We start from the raw sequence: 17,469 nt of genomic DNA on the forward strand, positions 1-17,469 counted from the left end.
GGGGTGGGGGTGGGGTCAGGGTGGGGGGTGGCGGAGGCGGTGCAGGCGGAGGGCGAGTTGGACCTCCAGGGCCCGGTCCGGGCGCTGCCAGTCGGCGCCCAGCAACTGGCCCACCCGTTCCAGTCGCTGCGTCACCGTGTTGACATGCACGTGCAGCAGCTCGGCCGCCCGGGCCAGGCTGCCGCCGACACCGAAGTAGGCCTCCAGCGTCTTCACCAGTGCGGTACCCCGCCGGGCGTCGTAGTCGACCACCGGACCCACCGTGTCCATGAGGAACCGGGCCACGTCCCGGTCGCCACCCTCGCCCACCGCCCCCAGCAGCAGGCCGACGAATCCCAACTCGGCGGTGCTGGCCCCTTCCCCGGTGCGGCCCAATGCGGACAGGGCGGTCAGGCACCGGTCCGCCTCCAGGAACGCGGTCACCAGGGCGGTGGGGCCGTGCGACGGTCCGCTGCCACCGGCCGTCACCGGTCGGCCGGTTACCCGGGCCAGATCCCGGGCCACCGACCGGGCCGCGTCGCCCGGCTCGGTGCCGGGCAGCATCAGCACCACCCGGCCGTCGCGGGCGGCGGCCAGCCCGCCCCGGGTGGAGGCGTAGGTGGTGGCCCAGGACACCACCCGCTGCCGGGCCGACCCGCTGTCGCCGATGGCGTCGGCGGCGACCGCGACCAGCACGTGCGGAGCGTCCAGGTCCACCCCGAGGCGGCGGGCCCGGCCGCGCAACCCCTCGTCGTCCCGGACGGATCGAGTGAGCAGGTCGTCGAGCAGTTCGCCGCGGACCCGACCCTCGGCCTCGGCCACCGTGCGGCGGAACAGCAGCAGCAACGCGGTCACCAACGCGGCCCGCTCCAGGATCCGCTGGTCGGCGTCGACCAGCTCACCGTCGGGGCACAGCACCAGGGCGCCGAGGTTCTCGGTGCCGGCCACCACCGCGGCGTACCAGAGCGGACCGCGCCGCACACTGCGTCCCTCGGTCCGGGAGGCGGCGACCGCCTCGCCCAGCGCGGCGCGCTCCGGCTCGTCGATCTCACCCACCCGGGCCAGCGGCCGTCCCTCCGCGTCCAGCGCCAGCAGCGCCCCGCCGAGCACCTCGGTGACCGCCGAGGCGACGTCCTCGACACCGCCGCCGCGCAGCATCAGGCCGGTCATCCGGTCGTGCGCCGCGGCGGCCCGCTCCACCGAGGCGCTGTGCGCCTGGATGGTGGCGTTGGCCCCGGACAGCTCGGCCAGCGCGGCGCGGGTCTCGGCCAGCAGCCGGGCCGTGTCGATGGCCACCGCGGCATGCGCGGCCAGGGAGACCAGCAGGGAGACCTCCTCCCGGGCGAACGGGCGGGCCGAGCGGTTGGCCGCGTACAGCACGCCGATCACGCTGGAACCCAACCGCAGCGGTACGCCGAGGATGGCCACCAGGCCCTCCTCGCCCACCCCGGAGTCGATCTCGCCGGTGTGCCGGAACCGGTCGTCCTCGGCATAGTTCGCGGTCACGTACGGGGTGCCGGACTGGGCCACCAGCCCGCCCAGGCCGTCGCCCATCTCCAGCCGTAGTCCCTGGAACCGGGCCGAGATGGAGCCGTCGGTGACCCGCATGTAGGTGTCGCCGCGGTCGTCGTCGTTGAGCGTCATGTACGCCACGTCGGCGCCGAGCAGCGTACGGGCCCGATGCACGATCGCGTGCAGTACCGCGTCCAGGTCCCGCAGCCCGGCCAGGTCGCTGGCCGTGTCGTACAACCCGGACAGCTCGACCTCGCGTTGCCGGCGGCGTTCCAGCAGGGCGCGTACCCGCAGCGCCACCACCTTGGCCTGCTCCAGCTCGGCGAGTACCCCGGGCGGCGCACAAGCCGCGCGGGCGGCCACCAGCGGGCCTTCGAACTCGACGGGCGCGGCCTCCCGGGCGAGCAGTTCGAGGAACTCGATCGGCGAGGTCATGAGGCCCATTCTGGCGGAGATCACTCGATCACCTAGTTGGCCGTCCAGCCCCCGTCGAGGGCGAGCGAGGCGCCGGTGATGAACGAGGCGGCGGGCGAGCAGAGGTACGCCACCAGTTCCGCCACCTCGTCCGGCTCCACCAGCCGCTTGATCGCCGCCCGGGCGAGCATGATCTTCTCGATCACCTCGTGTTCCGGGATGCCGTGCCGGGCCGCCTGGTCGGCGATCTGGTCCTCGACGAGCGGCGTCCGCACGTAGGCGGGGTTCACGCAGTTGGCGGTGACTCCGTGTGCCGCGCCCTCCAGGGCGACCACCTTGGAGAGCCCCTCCAGGGCGTGCTTGGCCGAGACGTACGCGGCCTTGTAGGCGGAGGCGCGCAGCCCGTGCACCGAGGAGATGTTGACGATCCGCCCCCAGCCCCGCTCGTACATGTGCGGTAGCGCCCGCCGGATGATCAGGAAGGGTGCTTCGACCATCACCCGGTGCAGGTAGCCGAACCGGTCCGGCGGAAACTCGTGCACGGGCGCCACGTGTTGGAGGCCGGCGTTGTTGACCACCACGTCGACGGCGGCGTCGAGCCTGTCCACCGCGCCGGGCTCGGCCAGGTCGAGACCCTCGGCCCGGCCGCCGATCTCCGCCGCGACCGTCTTCGCGGCCACCAGGTTGCGGTCCACCACCATCACCCGGGCGCCCGCGTCGGCGAGCCGCAGCGCGCAGGCCCGGCCGATGCCGCTGCCCCCGCCGGTCACCAGCGCGGTACGACCCGCCAGGTCGAGCCGAACGACGTGGCGCGTCGCCACATCCGGCCGGTCCGGGTCGGCGGCCCGGAGGTCGGGCGAGGGTTCTGCCGTCATGGCGCATGAAGTTACGAGGCGGGTGGCCGGGCGCACATGGGTCGCGGACACATACTCCAGGATGGATCTATGTGGTGGCGGGGGCCACCCTCAGGGCCGGGCGTGTCAGATGCGCCCGACCACCGGCTACCACTAGGGTGTCGAACACACGTACGGCGGGAGGAGACGGGGTGCGGGTGCTCGGCGTCGATCCGGGACTGACGCGGTGCGGGGTCGGCGTGGTGGAGGGTGTCCCGGGTCGGCCCTGCGTGCTGGTGGCCTACTACGTTGTCTACACCGACCCGGCCGACGACCTGCCGCTGCGGCTGCTGCACCTGGACCGCTCGCTCACCGACCTGGTGGCCGAGCACCGGCCGGACAGCGTCGCCGTCGAGCGGGTGTTCAGCCAGCACAACGTGCGGACGGTGATGGGCACCGCGCAGGCCAGCGCGGTCGCGGTGCTGGCCGGGGCCCGAGCCGGGCTGCCCGTGCAGACCTACACGCCGAGCGAGGTCAAGGCTGCCGTCACCGGCTCGGGCCAGGCGGACAAGGCGCAGATGACCGCGATGGTGACCCGGTTGCTCCGGTTGGACAGCCCGCCGAAACCGGCCGACGCCGCGGACGCCCTCGCCCTGGCCATCTGTCACATCTGGCGCGGCGGCACCCGGTCCAAGCTGGCCGCCGCGGCCGAACGGGTACGACGAGGAGGGGTCCGATGATCGCCAGTGTCCGGGGTGTGGTGGCGGCCATGTCGCCCGACGGCGCCGTCATCGAGGTCGGCGGTGTCGGGCTGGCGGTGCACTGCGCCCCCGGCACGCTGGCCGGGCTGCGGGTCGGCGCCGCGGCCCGGCTCGCCACCAGCCTGGTGGTCCGGGAGGACTCACTGACCCTGTACGGGTTTGCCGACGACGACGAGAAGCAACTCTTCGAGTTGTTGCAGACGGCGAGTGGGGTGGGGCCGCGGCTGGCCCAGGCGGTGCTCGCGGTCCACCCGCCGGACGTCGTGCGCAAGGCCATCGCGAACGCGGACACCGGCATCCTCACCCGGGTGCCCGGGATCGGCAAGAAGGGCGCCGAACGGTTGGTCCTGGAGTTGCGGGACCGGATCGGCCCAGTGCCGGTCGGACTGGACGGCGCGGCCGGGGCCACCACCGGCGGCTGGTCCGAGCAGGTCCAGCAGGCGCTGGTCGGGCTCGGCTGGACCGCCGCCCAGGCGGACCAGGCGGTGGCCGCCGTCGCGGAGTCCCTCGACGGCCCGGTGCCGCCGGTGCCGGTGCTGCTCAAGCAGGCGATCCGGCTGCTCGGCCGGACCCGATAGCGGATGGGGGAGGACGAGCGCGTGACGGAGCCCGAGGGGTTGGTCTCGGCGTACGCCGACGACGCCGAGCGGGACGCGGAGGCCACCGTCCGGCCGAAGCGGCTGGCCGACTTCATCGCCCAGCACCGGGTACGCGATCAGCTCGACCTGCTGTTGCAGGGGGCGATGCGACGAGGTTCGCCACCCGACCACATCCTGCTGTCGGGCCCACCCGGCCTCGGCAAGACCACCCTTGCCAACATCGTCGCCGCCGAGCTGGGCGCCGGTATCCGGGTGACGAGTGGCCCGGCCATCGAGCGCTCGGGCGACCTGGCCGCGGTGCTGACCAGCCTCGCCGAGGGCGACGTACTGTTCATCGACGAGATCCACCGGATCGCCCGGCCGGCCGAGGAACTGCTCTACAGCGCGATGGAGGACTTCCGGGTCGACGTGGTGGTCGGCAAGGGCCCCGGGGCCACCGCCATCCCGCTCGACGTCGAGCCGTTCACGCTGGTGGGTGCCACCACCAGGTCGGGCCTGCTGACCGGGCCGATGCGGGACCGGTTCGGATTCGTCGCCCACCTGGACTTCTACTCGGCGACGGACCTGGAGGCGCTGCTGCACCGGTCGGCGCGCATCCTCGGCGTACCGATCACCGAGGACGGCGCCGTGGAGATCGCCCGCCGGTCGCGGGGGACGCCCCGGATCGCCAACCGGCTGCTGCGCCGGGTGCGCGACTACGCGGAGGTCCGGGCCGACGGGGTGGTCACGCTGGCGACCGCCCGGTCGGCGTTGACCGTGTACGACGTCGACGAGCTGGGGCTGGATCGGCTGGACCGGGCCGTGCTCAGCGCGCTTGTCGACTCGTTCCGGGGCGGGCCGGTGGGGCTGTCCACCCTGGCCGTGGCGGTGGGGGAGCAGCCGGACACCGTGGAGGAGGTGTGCGAGCCGTTCCTGGTGCGGGCCGGGCTGCTGGCCCGGACGCCGCGCGGGCGGGTGGCCACCGACGCTGCCTGGCACCATCTGGGGCGTACGCCCCCTAATGGTACATTTGGTGGCGGCAGCGCTTCGGCGCCCGATCTGTTCACCGCCGAGCCCTGATGCCGTGATGGGTTCGTGATCCGTGCCGCGTTCGGCGTTCTCAGGCTGAGGCATTAGACTCGCGCGGTCCGTACAGGATGTGAGATTCCGCCTCCGCTGCGCGCCCCCGCGCGGCAAGCGGGGCCAATGGGAAGGTCTATACCGTGCTTCTAGCAGCACAGAGCGGCGGAGGAGCCGGCCTCGCGCCGATCCTCATGATCGTCCTGCTCTTCGGCGTCATGTACTTCCTGATGATCCGGCCGCAACAGAAGCGGCGTAAGGAAGCCGAGCAGATGCAGTCGAAGCTCAGCCCCGGAGATCAGGTGGTGACCATCGGCGGCCTCTACGGCACGGTCACCGGCGTCGACGACGAGACCGTGATGCTCGAGGTCGCGCCCGGGGTGCAGACCCGGTACGCGCGGCCGGCGATCGCCCGGGTCGTTCCGGCGACGACGACGCCCGCGACCCCGGTCGACGAGCCGGCGACCGGAGACGCGACCGTCAAGGAGTGACCCCGCTCCTCCACCCAGTCGATCACCAGACGAGCGCGCCGACACCCGTCGAACCGCTCGGCACCCAGCCGGACACACCGGCGTCCCGATCCGCCGCCGTCATCGATCGGCGGCCGCCCGCGCAGGGAGAGCAGGTCTACCGTGGCACCACCGCAGGGGCAGATGCGGCCAGGACGGCAACTCGCCGTGCTCGGGCTGATCTTCGTCGTCCTCTATCTTCTCGCGTTCTTCGCGTACGGCGCGAAGGGCAGCGTCCAGGACCGGCTCGAGCCGAAGCTGGGCCTGGACCTGATCGGCGGCACCCGGGTCACCCTGGAGGCCACCCAGGCGGGCAACCGGGCACCGTCGGCGCAGCAGATGGAGGAGGCCCGCCGGATCATCGAGGCGCGGGTCAACGCGTTCGGCGTGGCCGAGGCCGAGGTGGTGACCGAGGGTAACCGCAACATCGTCATCTCGCTGCCGGGCGACAACGACCAGAACCTGGACAACATCGGTACCCCGGCCGAGTTGCGGTTCCGCAAGGTGCTCAAGGTCGCCGACGGCAGCGGTTCGGCCGCCGCGCCGCCGCCCCCCGCCCCGTCCGGCGAACCGGCGCCCAGCGGCTCCCCGGGGGCCACCCCGGCGCCGTCGGGTTCTGCCGCGCCAGCGGCGACCGGCAGCCCCGCGCCGGCCGCCTCGGGCGGTGGGGGCCAGGGCGGTGGCGGTCAGGGCGGTGGCCTCGCGGCACCCGCGCCGACGCCGACCCCGTCCGTCCCGGCCAGCGCCACCCCGTCCCCCTCGACCAGCGCGCCACCGGCCGCCCCGGCTCCGGACACCGCCGCCGTGCAGGCCAAGGTCGGTGCGGCGGCGTGGCAGGCGGCCTCCGGGCTGCAGGCGCCCGCCGGGCAGGACCCGGCGGTGCTGGAGCAGCTCAAGCCGTTCGAGACGCTGACCCCGGAAGAGGTCGCGGTGCTGCCGCCGGCCATGCAGTTCAACGTCCCGCAAGTCACCTGCGACAAGCTCGACCAGCGACCGCCGGGGTCGATCACCGACCCGGAGCAGCAGGCGGTGTCCTGCGAGGACGGTGTAACGAAATACCTGCTCGACGTGAGCAAGGTGCTCGGCACCGACGTGGGCGACGCTTCCGGCCAGCTCGACCAGCAGGGTCGCTGGGTGGTGAGCCTCGACTTCAAGGGTGACGGGCAGGGCAAGTGGACCGACCTGACCCGCGAGGCGTTCAACAACGAGGGGCAGGCGTGCGAGGCGACGGCCCTCGGTGACCAGCAGCGGTGTCGGGTCGCGGTGGTGCTGGACAACAAGGTGATCTCGGCGCCGGAGATCCAGGGTGTGCTCAGCGGCACGTCGCAGATCACCGGAGACTTCACCAACCAGACCGCCAACCAGCTGGCCAGCCAGCTCCGGTACGGCGCGCTGCCGGTGACGTTCACCCAGCAGGAGGCGCAGAGCATCACCGCCACGCTCGGTGCCAGCTACCTACGCGCCGGCCTGCTCGCCGCCGGCATCGGCCTGGCCCTGGTGGCGGTCTACGCGTTCTTCTACTACCGCCTGCTCGGCACGGTGATCTTCCTCAGCCTGATCCTGTCCGCGCTGCTGGTGTTCGCCGCCCTGGTGGTGCTCGGCCGCAGCATCGGGTTCACCCTCACCCTCGCCGGCATCGCGGGATTCATCGTCTCGCTCGGGGTGGCGGCGGACTCGTTCGTCATCTACTTCGAGCGGTTGAAGGACGAGATCCGGGAGGGCCGGAGTCCGCGCAGCGCCGTCCCCCGCGCCTGGGCGCGGGCCCGGCGGACCATCATCTCGGCGAACGCCATCACGCTGATGGCCGCCGTGGTGCTCTACATCGTCTCGATCGGCACGGTGAAGGGCTTCGCCTTCGCGCTCGGCCTGGCCACGGTGCTCGACCTTGTGGTGGTCTTCCTGTTCCGGCATCCGATCATGACCATGTTCGCCCGGACCAGGGCGTTCCTGTCGCCGCGGGTCAGCGGTCTGGGTCGGGTCCTGCAGACCGAGGAGTCGGACGCCGCCACCCGCAACCAGCGCCGAGTGAAGGAGGCCTGAGATGGCCCGTAGCGGACTGGCTACCCGCCTCTACCGGGGCGAGGCCGGCCTCAGGATCGTCAGCCGGCGCAAGCTCTGGTTCGCCGTCGCGGCCGGGCTCATGATCGCGGCACTGCTCAGCATCGGGATCCGGGGCTTCCATCTGGGTATCGAGTTCGAGGGCGGCAACGCGTTCCAGATCCCGGCCGGGGTGGCCAGCCTTGAGCAGGTCGACACGGCGGTCGACGACGAACTGGGCGGCGACGGGAGGGTGGTGTCCACCCAGCGGGTCGGCGGTGCCGAGGGCACCTACGAGGTACGCACCACGGACCTGAGCCCGGAGCAGGCGACCGACGTCCGGGAGCGGCTCGCCGACCGGTACGGCATCCCGACCGCCGACATCAGCGCGAATCGGGTCAGCGCCGCCTGGGGCGGTCAGGTCACCGAGCGTGCCCTCTACGCCCTGCTGATCTTCCTGGCCCTGGTCACGGCGTACCTGGTGCTGCGTTTCGAGTTGCGGATGGCGGTGGCGGCCGTCGCCTCGCTGCTGTTCAACCTGGTGGCCACGGCGGGCGTCTACTCGCTTGTCGGCTTCGAGGTCACCCCGTCCACGATCATCGGCTTCCTGACCATTCTCGGCTTCGCGCTGTACGACGTGGTGGTGGTGTTCGACAAGATCCAGGAGAACACCCGGGGCATCACCGCGAGCAGCACCCAGACGTACGGCGAGGCGGCCAACCTGGCGGTCAACCAGACGCTGATGCGCTCGATCAACACCAGCGTGGTGGCCCTCCTGCCGGTCGGTGGCCTGCTGTTCATCGGCGCCGGCCTGCTCGGCGTCGGCACCCTGAAGGACCTCGGCCTGGTCCTCTTCGTCGGCCAGGGGATCGCGGTCTACTCGTCGATCTTCTTCGCCACCCCGCTGCTGTCCTGGTTGAAGGACCGCGAGCAGCGGATCCAGACGCACACCAAGCGGGTGCTGGCCCGGCGGGCGGGCGGCGGTCGCGAGGCGGGCAGCCGGCGCACGCCGACCGGCAAGGCGGCGACCGCCCCCCGGGCGGCGGAGCCGGACGAGCCGACCGACGTCGAGCCGGACCGCGCCGCGGTCGCTTCCAGTACGCCGAAGGTGGGGGCGCGCCCGGCGGGTGGCAAGCGGTCGGCGGGTTCCCGCAACCGGCCGGGTGGGGGCAACCGGCCCAGCGGCACCAAGCGCCGCTGAATCGGCCGCGAGAGGAGCAGCGTGAGCCAGACCGAAGCCGAGGTACGCGGGGACAGCGGGGTGGTGGCCGCCCGGTTGGTCGCCGACCGGATCATCGACGTACCCGATTTCCCGCAGCCCGGGGTCGTGTTCAAGGACCTGATGCCGCTGTTCGCCGACGGTGACGCCTTCCGCGAGGTGGTCGACGGCATCGTGGCGTACCACGGTCGGGATTCGTTTGACGTGGTGGTGGGCATCGAGGCGCGGGGCTTCGTGGTGGCCGCGGCCATCGCGTACGCGACCGGGGTGGGTGTGGTGCCGGTGCGCAAGGCCGGCAAGCTGCCCCGTCCGGCGTTCGCCGCCTCGTACGCGCTGGAGTACGGCGAGGCGACGCTGGAGGTGCACGAGGACGCCTTCACGGCCGGGCATCGGGTGCTGGTGGTCGACGACGTGCTCGCCACGGGCGGGACCGCGGCGGCCACTCTCGATCTGGTGGATCGGGCGGGGGGTACGCTCGCGGGCTTCACGGTGCTCGTGGAGCTGTCGTTCCTGGGGGGTCGGGAACGCCTCGCGCCGTGTCCGGTTCACGCCCTATTGACCCTCTAGGTCGTTTGGTCGATCGGTCCGGTCGGCGGAGCCGCAGGTCACCTCGATGGCGAGTACCATTGCCTTTTCCTGGCCGGTGGCGACCTGTTCACCGGCCGCGCCGGACCGGTCCGATACCGGGCGGTCCGTCCGTATCGAGGCGTGAGGAGGCCGGTGTCCCACGACGTCGCCCCTCCAACGGAGGGCACCGTGCACCCCACAGAGGCCGACGGGGCCGCGAGCCGGTCGTCCGAGACAGGCCGGACGGCTCCGCCGCCGGCCACCGACGACGCCGCCGCCGAGCCCGCCTCGACCGTCATGGGGGAGACCGCCCCCATCCCCGACGGCGAGGAGTTGGGCACCACGTCCGGCGGGTTCGGCCTGGCCGGCGCTCCGACCGGTCGGCGGGTCCGGGCGCGCCTGGCGCGGTTCAACGCCCCGTGGCAGTCCTCCCAGGTCAGCGAGGTGCTGGAGCCGCTGATCGCCACCCACCGGGCCAGCCACCCCAAGGCGGACGTGCGGTTGTTGCAGCGCGCCTTCGACATGGCAGCACGGTGGCACACCGGTCAGTACCGCAAGTCCGGCGACCCGTACATCACCCATCCCCTCGCCGTCGCCACCATCCTGGCGAACCTGGGCATGGACACCACGACCCTGGTGGCGGCCCTGCTGCACGACACCATCGAGGACACCGACTACACCCTCGATGTGATGCGCACCGACTTCGGCCCCGAGGTGGCGTTGCTTGTCGACGGGGTGACCAAGCTCGACAAGGTCAAGTTGGGCGACGCGGCCAAGGCGGAGACCATCCGCAAGATGGTTGTCGCCATGGCGAAGGATCCCCGGGTCCTGGTGATCAAGCTGGCCGACCGGCTGCACAACATGCGGACCCTGACCTTCCTGCCCCGTCCCAAGCAGGAGCAGAAGGCCAAGGAGACGCTGGAGATCCTCGCCCCGCTGGCCCACCGCCTGGGCATGAACACCATCAAGTGGGAGCTGGAGGACCTCGCGTTCGGCACCCTGTTCCCGAAGCGGTTCGAGGAGATCAACCGGCTGATCGGGGAGCACCAACCGCAGCGCGAGGCGCTGCTGCGTCAGGTCACCCAGAAGGTCCAGACCGACCTGAAGTCCGCCAAGATCAAGGCGGAGACCACGGGCCGGCCGAAGCACCTGTACTCGATCTACCAGAAGATGATCGTCCGGGGCCGGGACTTCAACGACATCTACGACCTGATCGGCGTCCGCATCCTGGTGGAGACGGTGCGGGACTGCTATGCGGCGCTCGGCGTCATCCACGCGAACTGGCAGCCGGTGCCCGGCCGGTTCAAGGACTACATCGCGATGCCGAAGTTCAACATGTACCAGTCGCTGCACACGACGGTCATCGGACCCAGCGGCAAGCCGGTGGAGATGCAGATTCGGACGTACGCGATGCACCGCACCGCCGAGTTCGGCATCGCCGCGCACTGGAAGTACAAGGAGCAGAAGGGCGCCACGGTGGTCGGCCCACCGGCGCACATCGACGAGATGACCTGGCTGCGGCAGCTGCTGGACTGGCAGCGGGAGGCCAGCGACCCCAGCGAGTTCCTGGACGCGCTGCGGTTCGACCTGTCCAGCCAGGAGGTGTACGTCTTCACGCCGAAGGGGGACGTCATCCCGCTGCCCACCGGGTCGACGCCTGTGGACTTCGCCTACGCGGTGCACACCGAGGTGGGGCACAAGTGCATCGGTGCCCGGGTGAACGGCAAGCTGGTGCCGCTGGAGTCGACGCTGTCCAACGGCGACGTCATCGAGATCTTCACCTCGAAGTCGGACACCGCCGGACCCACACAGGACTGGCTGGGTTTCGTCAAGAGCCCGCGGGCGCGGACGAAGATCCGGCAGTACTTCAACAAGGAGCGGCGCGAGGAGGCGATCGAGGCCGGTAAGGACGCGATCGTCAAGGCGATGCGCAAGCAGGGGATGCCGTTGCAGCGGATGCTGAGCAGCGACAACCTGCTGACCATCGCCCGTGACCTGCACCTGGCGGACGTGGCGTCGCTGTACGCGGCGGTCGGCGACAGCCAGGTGTCCGCCCAGTCCGTCGTGCAGAAGCTGATGGCCAGCTACGGCGGCGAGGAGGGCGCGGTCGAGGACATCGCCGAGACCGCCGTCGCCACCCGGCCGCCCCGGAGCCGGACCAACAGCCACGACCCGGGCGTGGTGGTACGCGGAGTCAGCGACGTCTGGATCAAGCTGGCCCGGTGCTGCACACCGGTGCCGCCCGACACCGTGTTCGGCTTCGTGACCCGCTCGGGCGGGGTCAGCGTGCACCGGGACGACTGCGCGAACGCCGAGGACCTCAGGGTCCAGGGCGAGCGCATCGTCGAGGTCTCCTGGAAGCTCACCTCGGCCTCGACATTCCTGGTCGCGATCCAGGTCGAGGCGCTGGACCGGCACAAGCTGCTGGCCGACGTGACCCGGGTGCTCTCCGAGGAGCGGGTGAACATCCTGTCCGCCACCGTCACCACCACCCGCGACCGGGTGGCGGTGAGCCGGTTCAGCTTCGAGATGGCCGACCCCAAGCACCTGGGACACCTGCTCGCCGCGGTCCGCAAGGTGGACGGGGTCTTCGACGCGTACCGGGTGACCTCGGGCGCCTGACCTCCGACCGCGTCGGCGCCTGGCGTCCGACCGCGCCTGTGGTGGTGTTCGCCCAAGGGGTAGCGAACTCGGGAGCCGAGGTGCGGTGGACCGGGTGACCCATCCGGGAGCGGATGTGCGGCCACCGGCCACGAGGAGACAATGCCGGCGACGGCGTCGCGTCAGCGTTGCAGGGCGCGGGCGAGCACGGTGACGTCCTCGCCGCCCAGACCCTGGCCCATCGCCCGCTGCCACTCGGCGGCCAGCCCGTTGGCCGGGGCAAACCGGTCCACGTCGACGGTTTCCAGCGCGAGGTTGACGTCCTTGACGGCGAGCGCGAGCGGATACTCGGGCGAGTAGTCGTCCGCGCCGATCCGGCGCAGCTTGGCGGCCGCCCAGGTGGACACCAGAGGGCTGCCGTCCATCGCGGCCAGCATCGTCTCCAGGTCGAGGCCGATGCTCCGGCCCAGCCCGATCGACTCGGCGATCCCCTCCGCCACGAAGGCCAGGAACGTGTTGTTCACCAGCTTGACCCGGGAACCGGCGCCCACCGGGCCCACCCAGACGGTCCGGTGGCCCAGGGCGTCGAAGACCGGGGAGACCCGCGGCGCGACCTGGTCGGGGCCGGCGGCGAAGACGGTCAGCTGGCCCCGCTCGGCCGGCCCTCGGCTGCCGGCGACCGGGGCGTCGAGCAGGGTGACGTCGGACCGCCGGTCCGCGACGAGGGCGGCCACCCGCTCGATGCCGCTGATGCCGATCGTGCTCATCTGGGCCCAGGTGGCCCCCGGGGCCATCGCCGCCAGCATGCCCTGATGGTCGGCGATGGAGAGCACCGCCTCGGCGTCGGTGACCATGGTGATCACGATCTCGGCGGACCGGACCGCGTCCGCCGGGTCGGCCGCCACCCGGGCACCCCGGCCGGCGAAGGGTCGGGCGGCGTCCGGAGAGCGGTTCCACACCGAGAGGGTGTGCCCGGCGTCGAGGATCCGGGACGCCATCGGCCGGCCCATCCCGCCGAGCCCGAGGAACGCCACCGTGCGCTGCTCCAGCGTCATGGCCTACCCGTTCCCGTCCCCGTCCCGCCGAAACGGCCCCGCTCCCGCCCATCGCGATCTTGCACTATGGGTTGCCGTTTCGCGCCTTTCGGGCGTTATTCCGGGGCCAGTAGTGCAAGATCGCGGGGACGGGAGCGGGGGTGGGGGTCAGGCTGCGGGGGTCAGGGTCACGTCCTTGATGACGACTTCCTTCTTCGGGTGGCCGCCGCCGGCCTGCGCCGCGAACGCGCCGTCGTCGCCGGCCGCGGCGACCTGCTTCACCAGATCCATACCCTGGGTCACGGTGCCCAGCACGGTATAGCTCGGGTCGAGCTGGGAGTCGCCGTACACGATGAAGAACTGGCTGCCGGTGCTGCTCGGCGCCTGGGTCTTCGCCATCGCGATGACCCCCTCCGGGTACGGCGGCCGCTTGTCGGTGGGCAGGTTCTCCTCGGCGAACCGGTACGTCGGGCCGCCCTGGCCGTCGGTCTCCCGCCAGCCGTTACCGGTCGCGCTGGGGTCACCGCACTGCAGGACCTTGATCCCTTCGGTCACCAGGCGGTGGCACTTGGTGTTGTCCCAGAAGTCCTTGCTGGCCAGGTGGTTGAAGCTGGCGGCGGTGCAGGGCACGGCGGCCAGGTCCATCTTCACGGCGATCGGCCCGAGGTTGGTGTCGATAGTCATCGTCTGGCTGCCCTTGGCCGGCACCGACGTGGGTGGCAGGCCGGCGTTCTTGACCTGGGGAGTCCGCTCACCCGGAGGGATTTCGGTCCAGGTGCACTGCGCCGTCCCGGTGTCCGCCGCGGTGTCCGACTTCTTGTCGTCGTCGCCCAGGTTGACAAGCGCCCAGACGCCCCCGGCGACGACCAGCAGCAACACCGCGCCACCGGCGACGGCATTGCGCACCATGCGCTGTTTGCGCGCCCGGGCGGCGCGCTCGGCCATCTCCTTCTCCAGCCGGGCGCGCGCCGCGGCGCGCTGCCGCTCTCTCGTGGACGTCACGGTGGTTCCTCCTGGAGTGGTCCGGTCTGTTCTGCGGTGGCGGCCGTCGGTTGGTCAGGACCGGCCGGTGGTGCTCGGGGCGGGGCTGGCAGCCGGGGCTGCGCCCGGGGACCCGGCGGGTGACCCGCTGGGCGTACCGGGGCTCGGTGCCGCGGTGCTCACCTCGCCGACGGTGAGGGTCTGAATCACCACGTCCTTCTCCGGCTTGACCGTGGATCCGCTGCCATTGTCCACGGTCGGCACGGCGCCGATCGTAGCGACAACCTCCAGGCCACTGGTGACCTGCCCTATCACAGGGTAGCTGGCCGATGACGGGTTGAAATCCTTGAAGAAGATCAAGAATTGGCTGCCGTACGAGCCCGGCGGGTTCCCGACCAGCGCCACCGTTCCGGCGGGATACAGCGGCGGCTGGCCCGGGGCCGGGCTGGCCGCCGGCTCGGGGGCCTGCGGCAGATTCTCCCCGGCGTACGAGTAGGTCGGTCCGCCCTGGCCGGTGCCGCTCGGGTCGCCGCACCGTACCGCGCCCTCGGTGGTGATCTCGTGGCACTTGGTGTTGTCGAAGAACGTCTTGCCGGCGAGGTAGCTGAAGCTCGCTCCGGCGCACGGGGCATCGGTGAGGTCGAGGTCGACCGTGATCGGCCTACCCAGGTTCGTGGTGATCGTCATCGGCCGGGTGCCGCTGGTCGGCAGGTCCGTCGTCGCCGGCCGCCCCACGTCCTTGACGTTCGGGTTGTCCTCGGCGTTGACCGGCGTCCAGGAACAGATCTCGGTCGCCACCGGCTCCGGCTCGCGGTCGAACCCGCCCAACGCCCAGAACCCCCCGACGCCGACGAGCACCAGCGCGACGGCGGCACCCACGCCCGCCTGAATCCTCCGACGGCGGCGCAGCGCGGCGGCCCTCCGGGCCAGTTGCCGGTCGAGCTTGGCGCGCGCGAGCTTGCGCTGCCGGTCCCTGCTGGATGGCACCCGAAGATCCCCTCTGTCGTACCTGTCGTCGCGCGGGCGGCGGGCCGTCCGGCGTCGGGTGCGCCCCCCACACGCCCGCCAGAGTGTACGGGTAACGGCTGCGAAAATGGTGTACGAGGTCTCCGGGGTGGTATCGGATGATGATCCGGGTGGTCCGGCGGGCTAGGCTCGGCCGGGGACACCGTTCCGGGACACCGTCGAAGATGAGGAGAACGCCCGTGCTCGTCACCGGCTTTCCCGCCGACGCCTTCGGCACCAACTGCTACGTGGTGGCCACGGCGCCGGGAGAGCAGTGCCTGGTGGTCGACCCGGGGATCGGCGTTCTCGATCGGCTGGACGAGGTGCTCGCCGAGCATCGGCTGCACCCGGCCGCGGTGCTGCTGACCCACGGCCACCTCGACCACACCTTCTCGGTGGCGCCGGTCTGTGGCGCCCGGGGGATCACCGCGTACGTCCACCCGGGCGATCGGGAGATGCTTGCCGACCCGGCCATCGGGCTCTCTGCCGAGATGCGCCAGCTCTTCGGTGGCCGGCTGCCCTACACGGAACCCGAGGACGTGGCGGAGCTGACCGACGGCGCGACGCTCGCCCTGGCCGGGTTGGAGATCACCGTCGACCACGCCCCCGGCCATACCGGCGGGTCGGTGCTGTTCCGGATGCCCGGCGCCGGCTCACCCTGGGAGGCCGACCAGCTCTGCCTCTCCGGGGACGTGCTGTTCGCCGGCTCGATCGGTCGCACCGACCTGCCGGGCGGCAGCCTGCCGGCGATGATGACGAGCCTACGGGACAAGATCCTTCCGCTCGCCGACGACACCGTCGTGCTGCCCGGCCACGGACCGCGTACCACCATCGGGCGGGAGCGGGCGACCAACCCGTACCTGCGGGAGGTCGCCGACCACGGCGGCGCCCACCCGGCGCCCGCCCGCGGCCTGTAGCCCGTCCCAACGCCCGGCGCTCCCCGCGCCCACACTCTTGCCGCTTTCCGTGTCCCGCCGGGACGCGTCGAACAGGAGAAACATGAGCAAGCCGACGCCGATCTCCGGGTTTCCCGAATGGTTGCCCGCACAGCGCATGATCGAGCAGTACGTCCTGGACCGGATCCGCAACACCTTCGAGCTGTACGGCTTCGCCCCGGTGGAGACCCGCGCCGTGGAGCCGCTGGACCAGTTGCTGCGCAAGGGCGAAACCTCCAAGGAGGTGTACGTCGTGCGTCGGCTGCACGCCGAGGAGGGTGACGCCACCGACGCCTCGCTGGGTCTGCACTTCGACATGACCGTGCCGTTTGCCCGGTACGTGCTGGAGAACGCCGGCAAGCTGCAGTTCCCGTTCCGTCGTTACCAGATCCAGAAAGCGTGGCGGGGTGAGCGCCCGCAGGAGGGGCGCTACCGGGAGTTCCTCCAGGCCGACATCGACATCGTGGACCGGGACACCCTGGCACCGCACTACGAGGCGGAGCTGCCGCTCGTGGTGGGTGACGCGTTCGCCGCCCTGCCGATCCCGCCGGTGCGGATCCAGGTCAACAACCGGAAGATCTGCGAGGGCTACTACCTGGGTCTCGGGCTGACCGACCCGGCCGCCGCGCTACGGGCGGTGGACAAGCTTGACAAGATCGGCCCGGACAAGGTGGTGGACCTGCTGGTCGAGACCGCCGGCGCCAGCTCCGCACAGGCCAAGGCATGCCTCGCGCTCGCCGAGATCTCCACCCCGGACGCCTCGTTCGTCGACGCGGTGCGGGCTCTGGGGGTCCGGCACGACCTGCTCGACGAGGGGCTCGCGGAACTGGCCGCGGTGGTGGAGACGGCGGCCTCGCACACGCCCGGCCTGTGCGTGGCCGACCTGCGGATCGCCCGCGGCCTGGACTACTACACCGGCACGGTGTACGAGACGCAGCTGCGCGGGTACGAGCGGTTTGGCTCGATCTGCTCCGGCGGCCGGTACGACAACCTGGTCAGCGCGGGTGCCACCACCTTCCCCGGCGTGGGCATCTCGATCGGGGTGAGCCGGTTGCTCGGCCTGCTGTTCGGCGCGAACGAGCTGAGCATCTCGCGAAGCGTGCCGACCTGCGTGGTGGTGGCGCTCGCCGACGAGCGGCACCGGCCGGCGGCCAACCGGATCGCCGACGCGCTGCGCCGCCGGGGCATCCCCACCGAGGTGTCGCCGACGGCGGCGAAGTACGGCAAGCAGATCCGGTACGCCGAGCGGCGCGGGATCCCGTACGTCTGGTTTCCCGGCGCGGACGGGGCGGCCGACGAGGTCAAGGACATCCGCTCCGGTGAGCAGCAGTCCGCCGTGGCGGACGGTTGGGTCCCGCCGCCCGCGGATCTGAAGCCCACGGTGACCTGAGACCCGGCCCCCCACCCCGCCCCGCCCCCACCCC

The 17,469-nt window shown here is 71.7% G+C and carries 14 protein-coding genes and 1 pseudogene; 10 read left to right on the forward strand and 5 right to left on the reverse strand.

The annotated features are described in order from the left end of the window. Positions 1 to 15 precede the first annotated feature (15 nt). Together ACFQUZ_RS32005 and ACFQUZ_RS32010 are read right to left on the reverse strand one after the other, a co-directional pair. Positions 16 to 1,935 carry a helix-turn-helix domain-containing protein gene (locus ACFQUZ_RS32005; RefSeq protein WP_377449004.1) on the reverse strand — a complete coding sequence of 640 codons (1,920 nt, stop codon included), beginning with the start codon at positions 1,933 to 1,935 and terminating at the stop codon, positions 16 to 18. A gap of 23 nt (positions 1,936 to 1,958) precedes the next feature. Then, positions 1,959 to 2,780, reverse strand: a complete 822-nt coding sequence (locus tag ACFQUZ_RS32010; protein ID WP_377448981.1) for a 3-hydroxybutyrate dehydrogenase — start codon at positions 2,778 to 2,780, stop codon at positions 1,959 to 1,961. Positions 2,781 to 2,950: 170 nt separating this feature from the next. Here ACFQUZ_RS32010 and ruvC point away from each other — a divergent pair, with 170 nt between their 5' ends. The 8 genes and pseudogenes from ruvC to ACFQUZ_RS32050 all read left to right on the forward strand — a co-directional run. Next, positions 2,951 to 3,478 (forward strand): crossover junction endodeoxyribonuclease RuvC, encoded by a 528-nt coding sequence (ruvC, locus tag ACFQUZ_RS32015; RefSeq protein ID WP_377448983.1) that lies wholly within the window; start codon positions 2,951 to 2,953, stop codon positions 3,476 to 3,478. Continuing rightward, positions 3,475 to 4,077, forward strand: a complete 603-nt coding sequence (gene ruvA, locus ACFQUZ_RS32020; RefSeq protein WP_377448985.1) for a Holliday junction branch migration protein RuvA — start codon at positions 3,475 to 3,477, stop codon at positions 4,075 to 4,077. Before ruvC ends, ruvA begins: the two co-directional genes overlap by 4 nt. Before the next feature lie 21 nt (positions 4,078 to 4,098). Then, positions 4,099 to 5,157: a Holliday junction branch migration DNA helicase RuvB gene (gene ruvB / locus ACFQUZ_RS32025; RefSeq protein ID WP_377448987.1), complete on the forward strand. Its 1,059-nt coding sequence runs from the start codon at positions 4,099 to 4,101 to the stop codon at positions 5,155 to 5,157. A gap of 143 nt (positions 5,158 to 5,300) precedes the next feature. After that, positions 5,301 to 5,648, forward strand: coding sequence for a preprotein translocase subunit YajC (gene yajC / locus ACFQUZ_RS32030; RefSeq protein ID WP_377448989.1), 348 nt, complete (start codon positions 5,301 to 5,303; stop codon positions 5,646 to 5,648). A gap of 141 nt (positions 5,649 to 5,789) precedes the next feature. Next, entirely contained in the window at positions 5,790 to 7,706 is a 1,917-nt protein-coding gene (gene secD / locus ACFQUZ_RS32035; RefSeq protein ID WP_377448991.1) for a protein translocase subunit SecD, read from the forward strand. 1 nt (position 7,707) lies between these two features. Then, positions 7,708 to 8,904: a protein translocase subunit SecF gene (secF, locus tag ACFQUZ_RS32040; protein WP_377448993.1), complete on the forward strand. Its 1,197-nt coding sequence runs from the start codon at positions 7,708 to 7,710 to the stop codon at positions 8,902 to 8,904. A gap of 21 nt (positions 8,905 to 8,925) precedes the next feature. After that, positions 8,926 to 9,489, forward strand: coding sequence for an adenine phosphoribosyltransferase (locus ACFQUZ_RS32045; protein WP_377448995.1), 564 nt, complete (start codon positions 8,926 to 8,928; stop codon positions 9,487 to 9,489). 345 nt (positions 9,490 to 9,834) lie between these two features. After that, positions 9,835 to 12,111 (forward strand): annotated as a pseudogene (locus ACFQUZ_RS32050) (RelA/SpoT family protein); the annotation flags it as partial. 161 nt (positions 12,112 to 12,272) lie between these two features. Here ACFQUZ_RS32050 and ACFQUZ_RS32055 read toward each other — a convergent pair. The 3 genes from ACFQUZ_RS32055 to ACFQUZ_RS32065 all read right to left on the reverse strand — a co-directional run bounded on the left by ACFQUZ_RS32055 (position 12,273) and on the right by ACFQUZ_RS32065 (position 15,092). Continuing rightward, complete coding sequence (locus ACFQUZ_RS32055; protein ID WP_377448997.1) at positions 12,273 to 13,145, reverse strand: NAD(P)-dependent oxidoreductase; 873 nt, start codon at positions 13,143 to 13,145, stop codon at positions 12,273 to 12,275. 147 nt (positions 13,146 to 13,292) lie between these two features. Next, entirely contained in the window at positions 13,293 to 14,126 is an 834-nt protein-coding gene (locus tag ACFQUZ_RS32060) for a peptidylprolyl isomerase (RefSeq protein WP_377448999.1), read from the reverse strand. Positions 14,127 to 14,180: 54 nt separating this feature from the next. Next, on the reverse strand, positions 14,181 to 15,092 hold the full coding sequence (locus ACFQUZ_RS32065) for a peptidylprolyl isomerase (protein WP_377449001.1): 912 nt from the start codon (positions 15,090 to 15,092) through the stop codon (positions 14,181 to 14,183). A 218-nt stretch (positions 15,093 to 15,310) separates the two neighbouring features. Here ACFQUZ_RS32065 and ACFQUZ_RS32070 point away from each other — a divergent pair, with 218 nt between their 5' ends. Both ACFQUZ_RS32070 and hisS read left to right on the forward strand, forming a co-directional pair. Then, positions 15,311 to 16,027, forward strand: a complete 717-nt coding sequence (locus ACFQUZ_RS32070) for an MBL fold metallo-hydrolase (RefSeq protein WP_377449006.1) — start codon at positions 15,311 to 15,313, stop codon at positions 16,025 to 16,027. An 82-nt stretch (positions 16,028 to 16,109) separates the two neighbouring features. Further along, positions 16,110 to 17,435: a histidine--tRNA ligase gene (gene hisS, locus ACFQUZ_RS32075; RefSeq protein ID WP_377449002.1), complete on the forward strand. Its 1,326-nt coding sequence runs from the start codon at positions 16,110 to 16,112 to the stop codon at positions 17,433 to 17,435. The last annotated feature ends 34 nt before the right edge of the window (positions 17,436 to 17,469 follow it).

This window comes from Plantactinospora sp. GCM10030261 (assembly GCF_042666615.1).
Lineage (GTDB): Bacteria > Actinomycetota > Actinomycetes > Mycobacteriales > Micromonosporaceae > KBS50.

Coding starts and splice junctions, on each gene's coding strand:
- hisS (WP_377449002.1), top strand. CDS start 16,110: ATGAGCAAGCCGACGCCGATCTCCGGGTTTCCCGAATGGTTGCCCGCA.
- ruvA (WP_377448985.1), top strand. CDS start 3,475: ATGATCGCCAGTGTCCGGGGTGTGGTGGCGGCCATGTCGCCCGACGGC.
- ACFQUZ_RS32005 (WP_377449004.1), bottom strand. CDS start 1,935: ATGGGCCTCATGACCTCGCCGATCGAGTTCCTCGAACTGCTCGCCCGG.
- ACFQUZ_RS32055 (WP_377448997.1), bottom strand. CDS start 13,145: ATGACGCTGGAGCAGCGCACGGTGGCGTTCCTCGGGCTCGGCGGGATG.
- secF (WP_377448993.1), top strand. CDS start 7,708: ATGGCCCGTAGCGGACTGGCTACCCGCCTCTACCGGGGCGAGGCCGGC.
- ACFQUZ_RS32010 (WP_377448981.1), bottom strand. CDS start 2,780: ATGACGGCAGAACCCTCGCCCGACCTCCGGGCCGCCGACCCGGACCGG.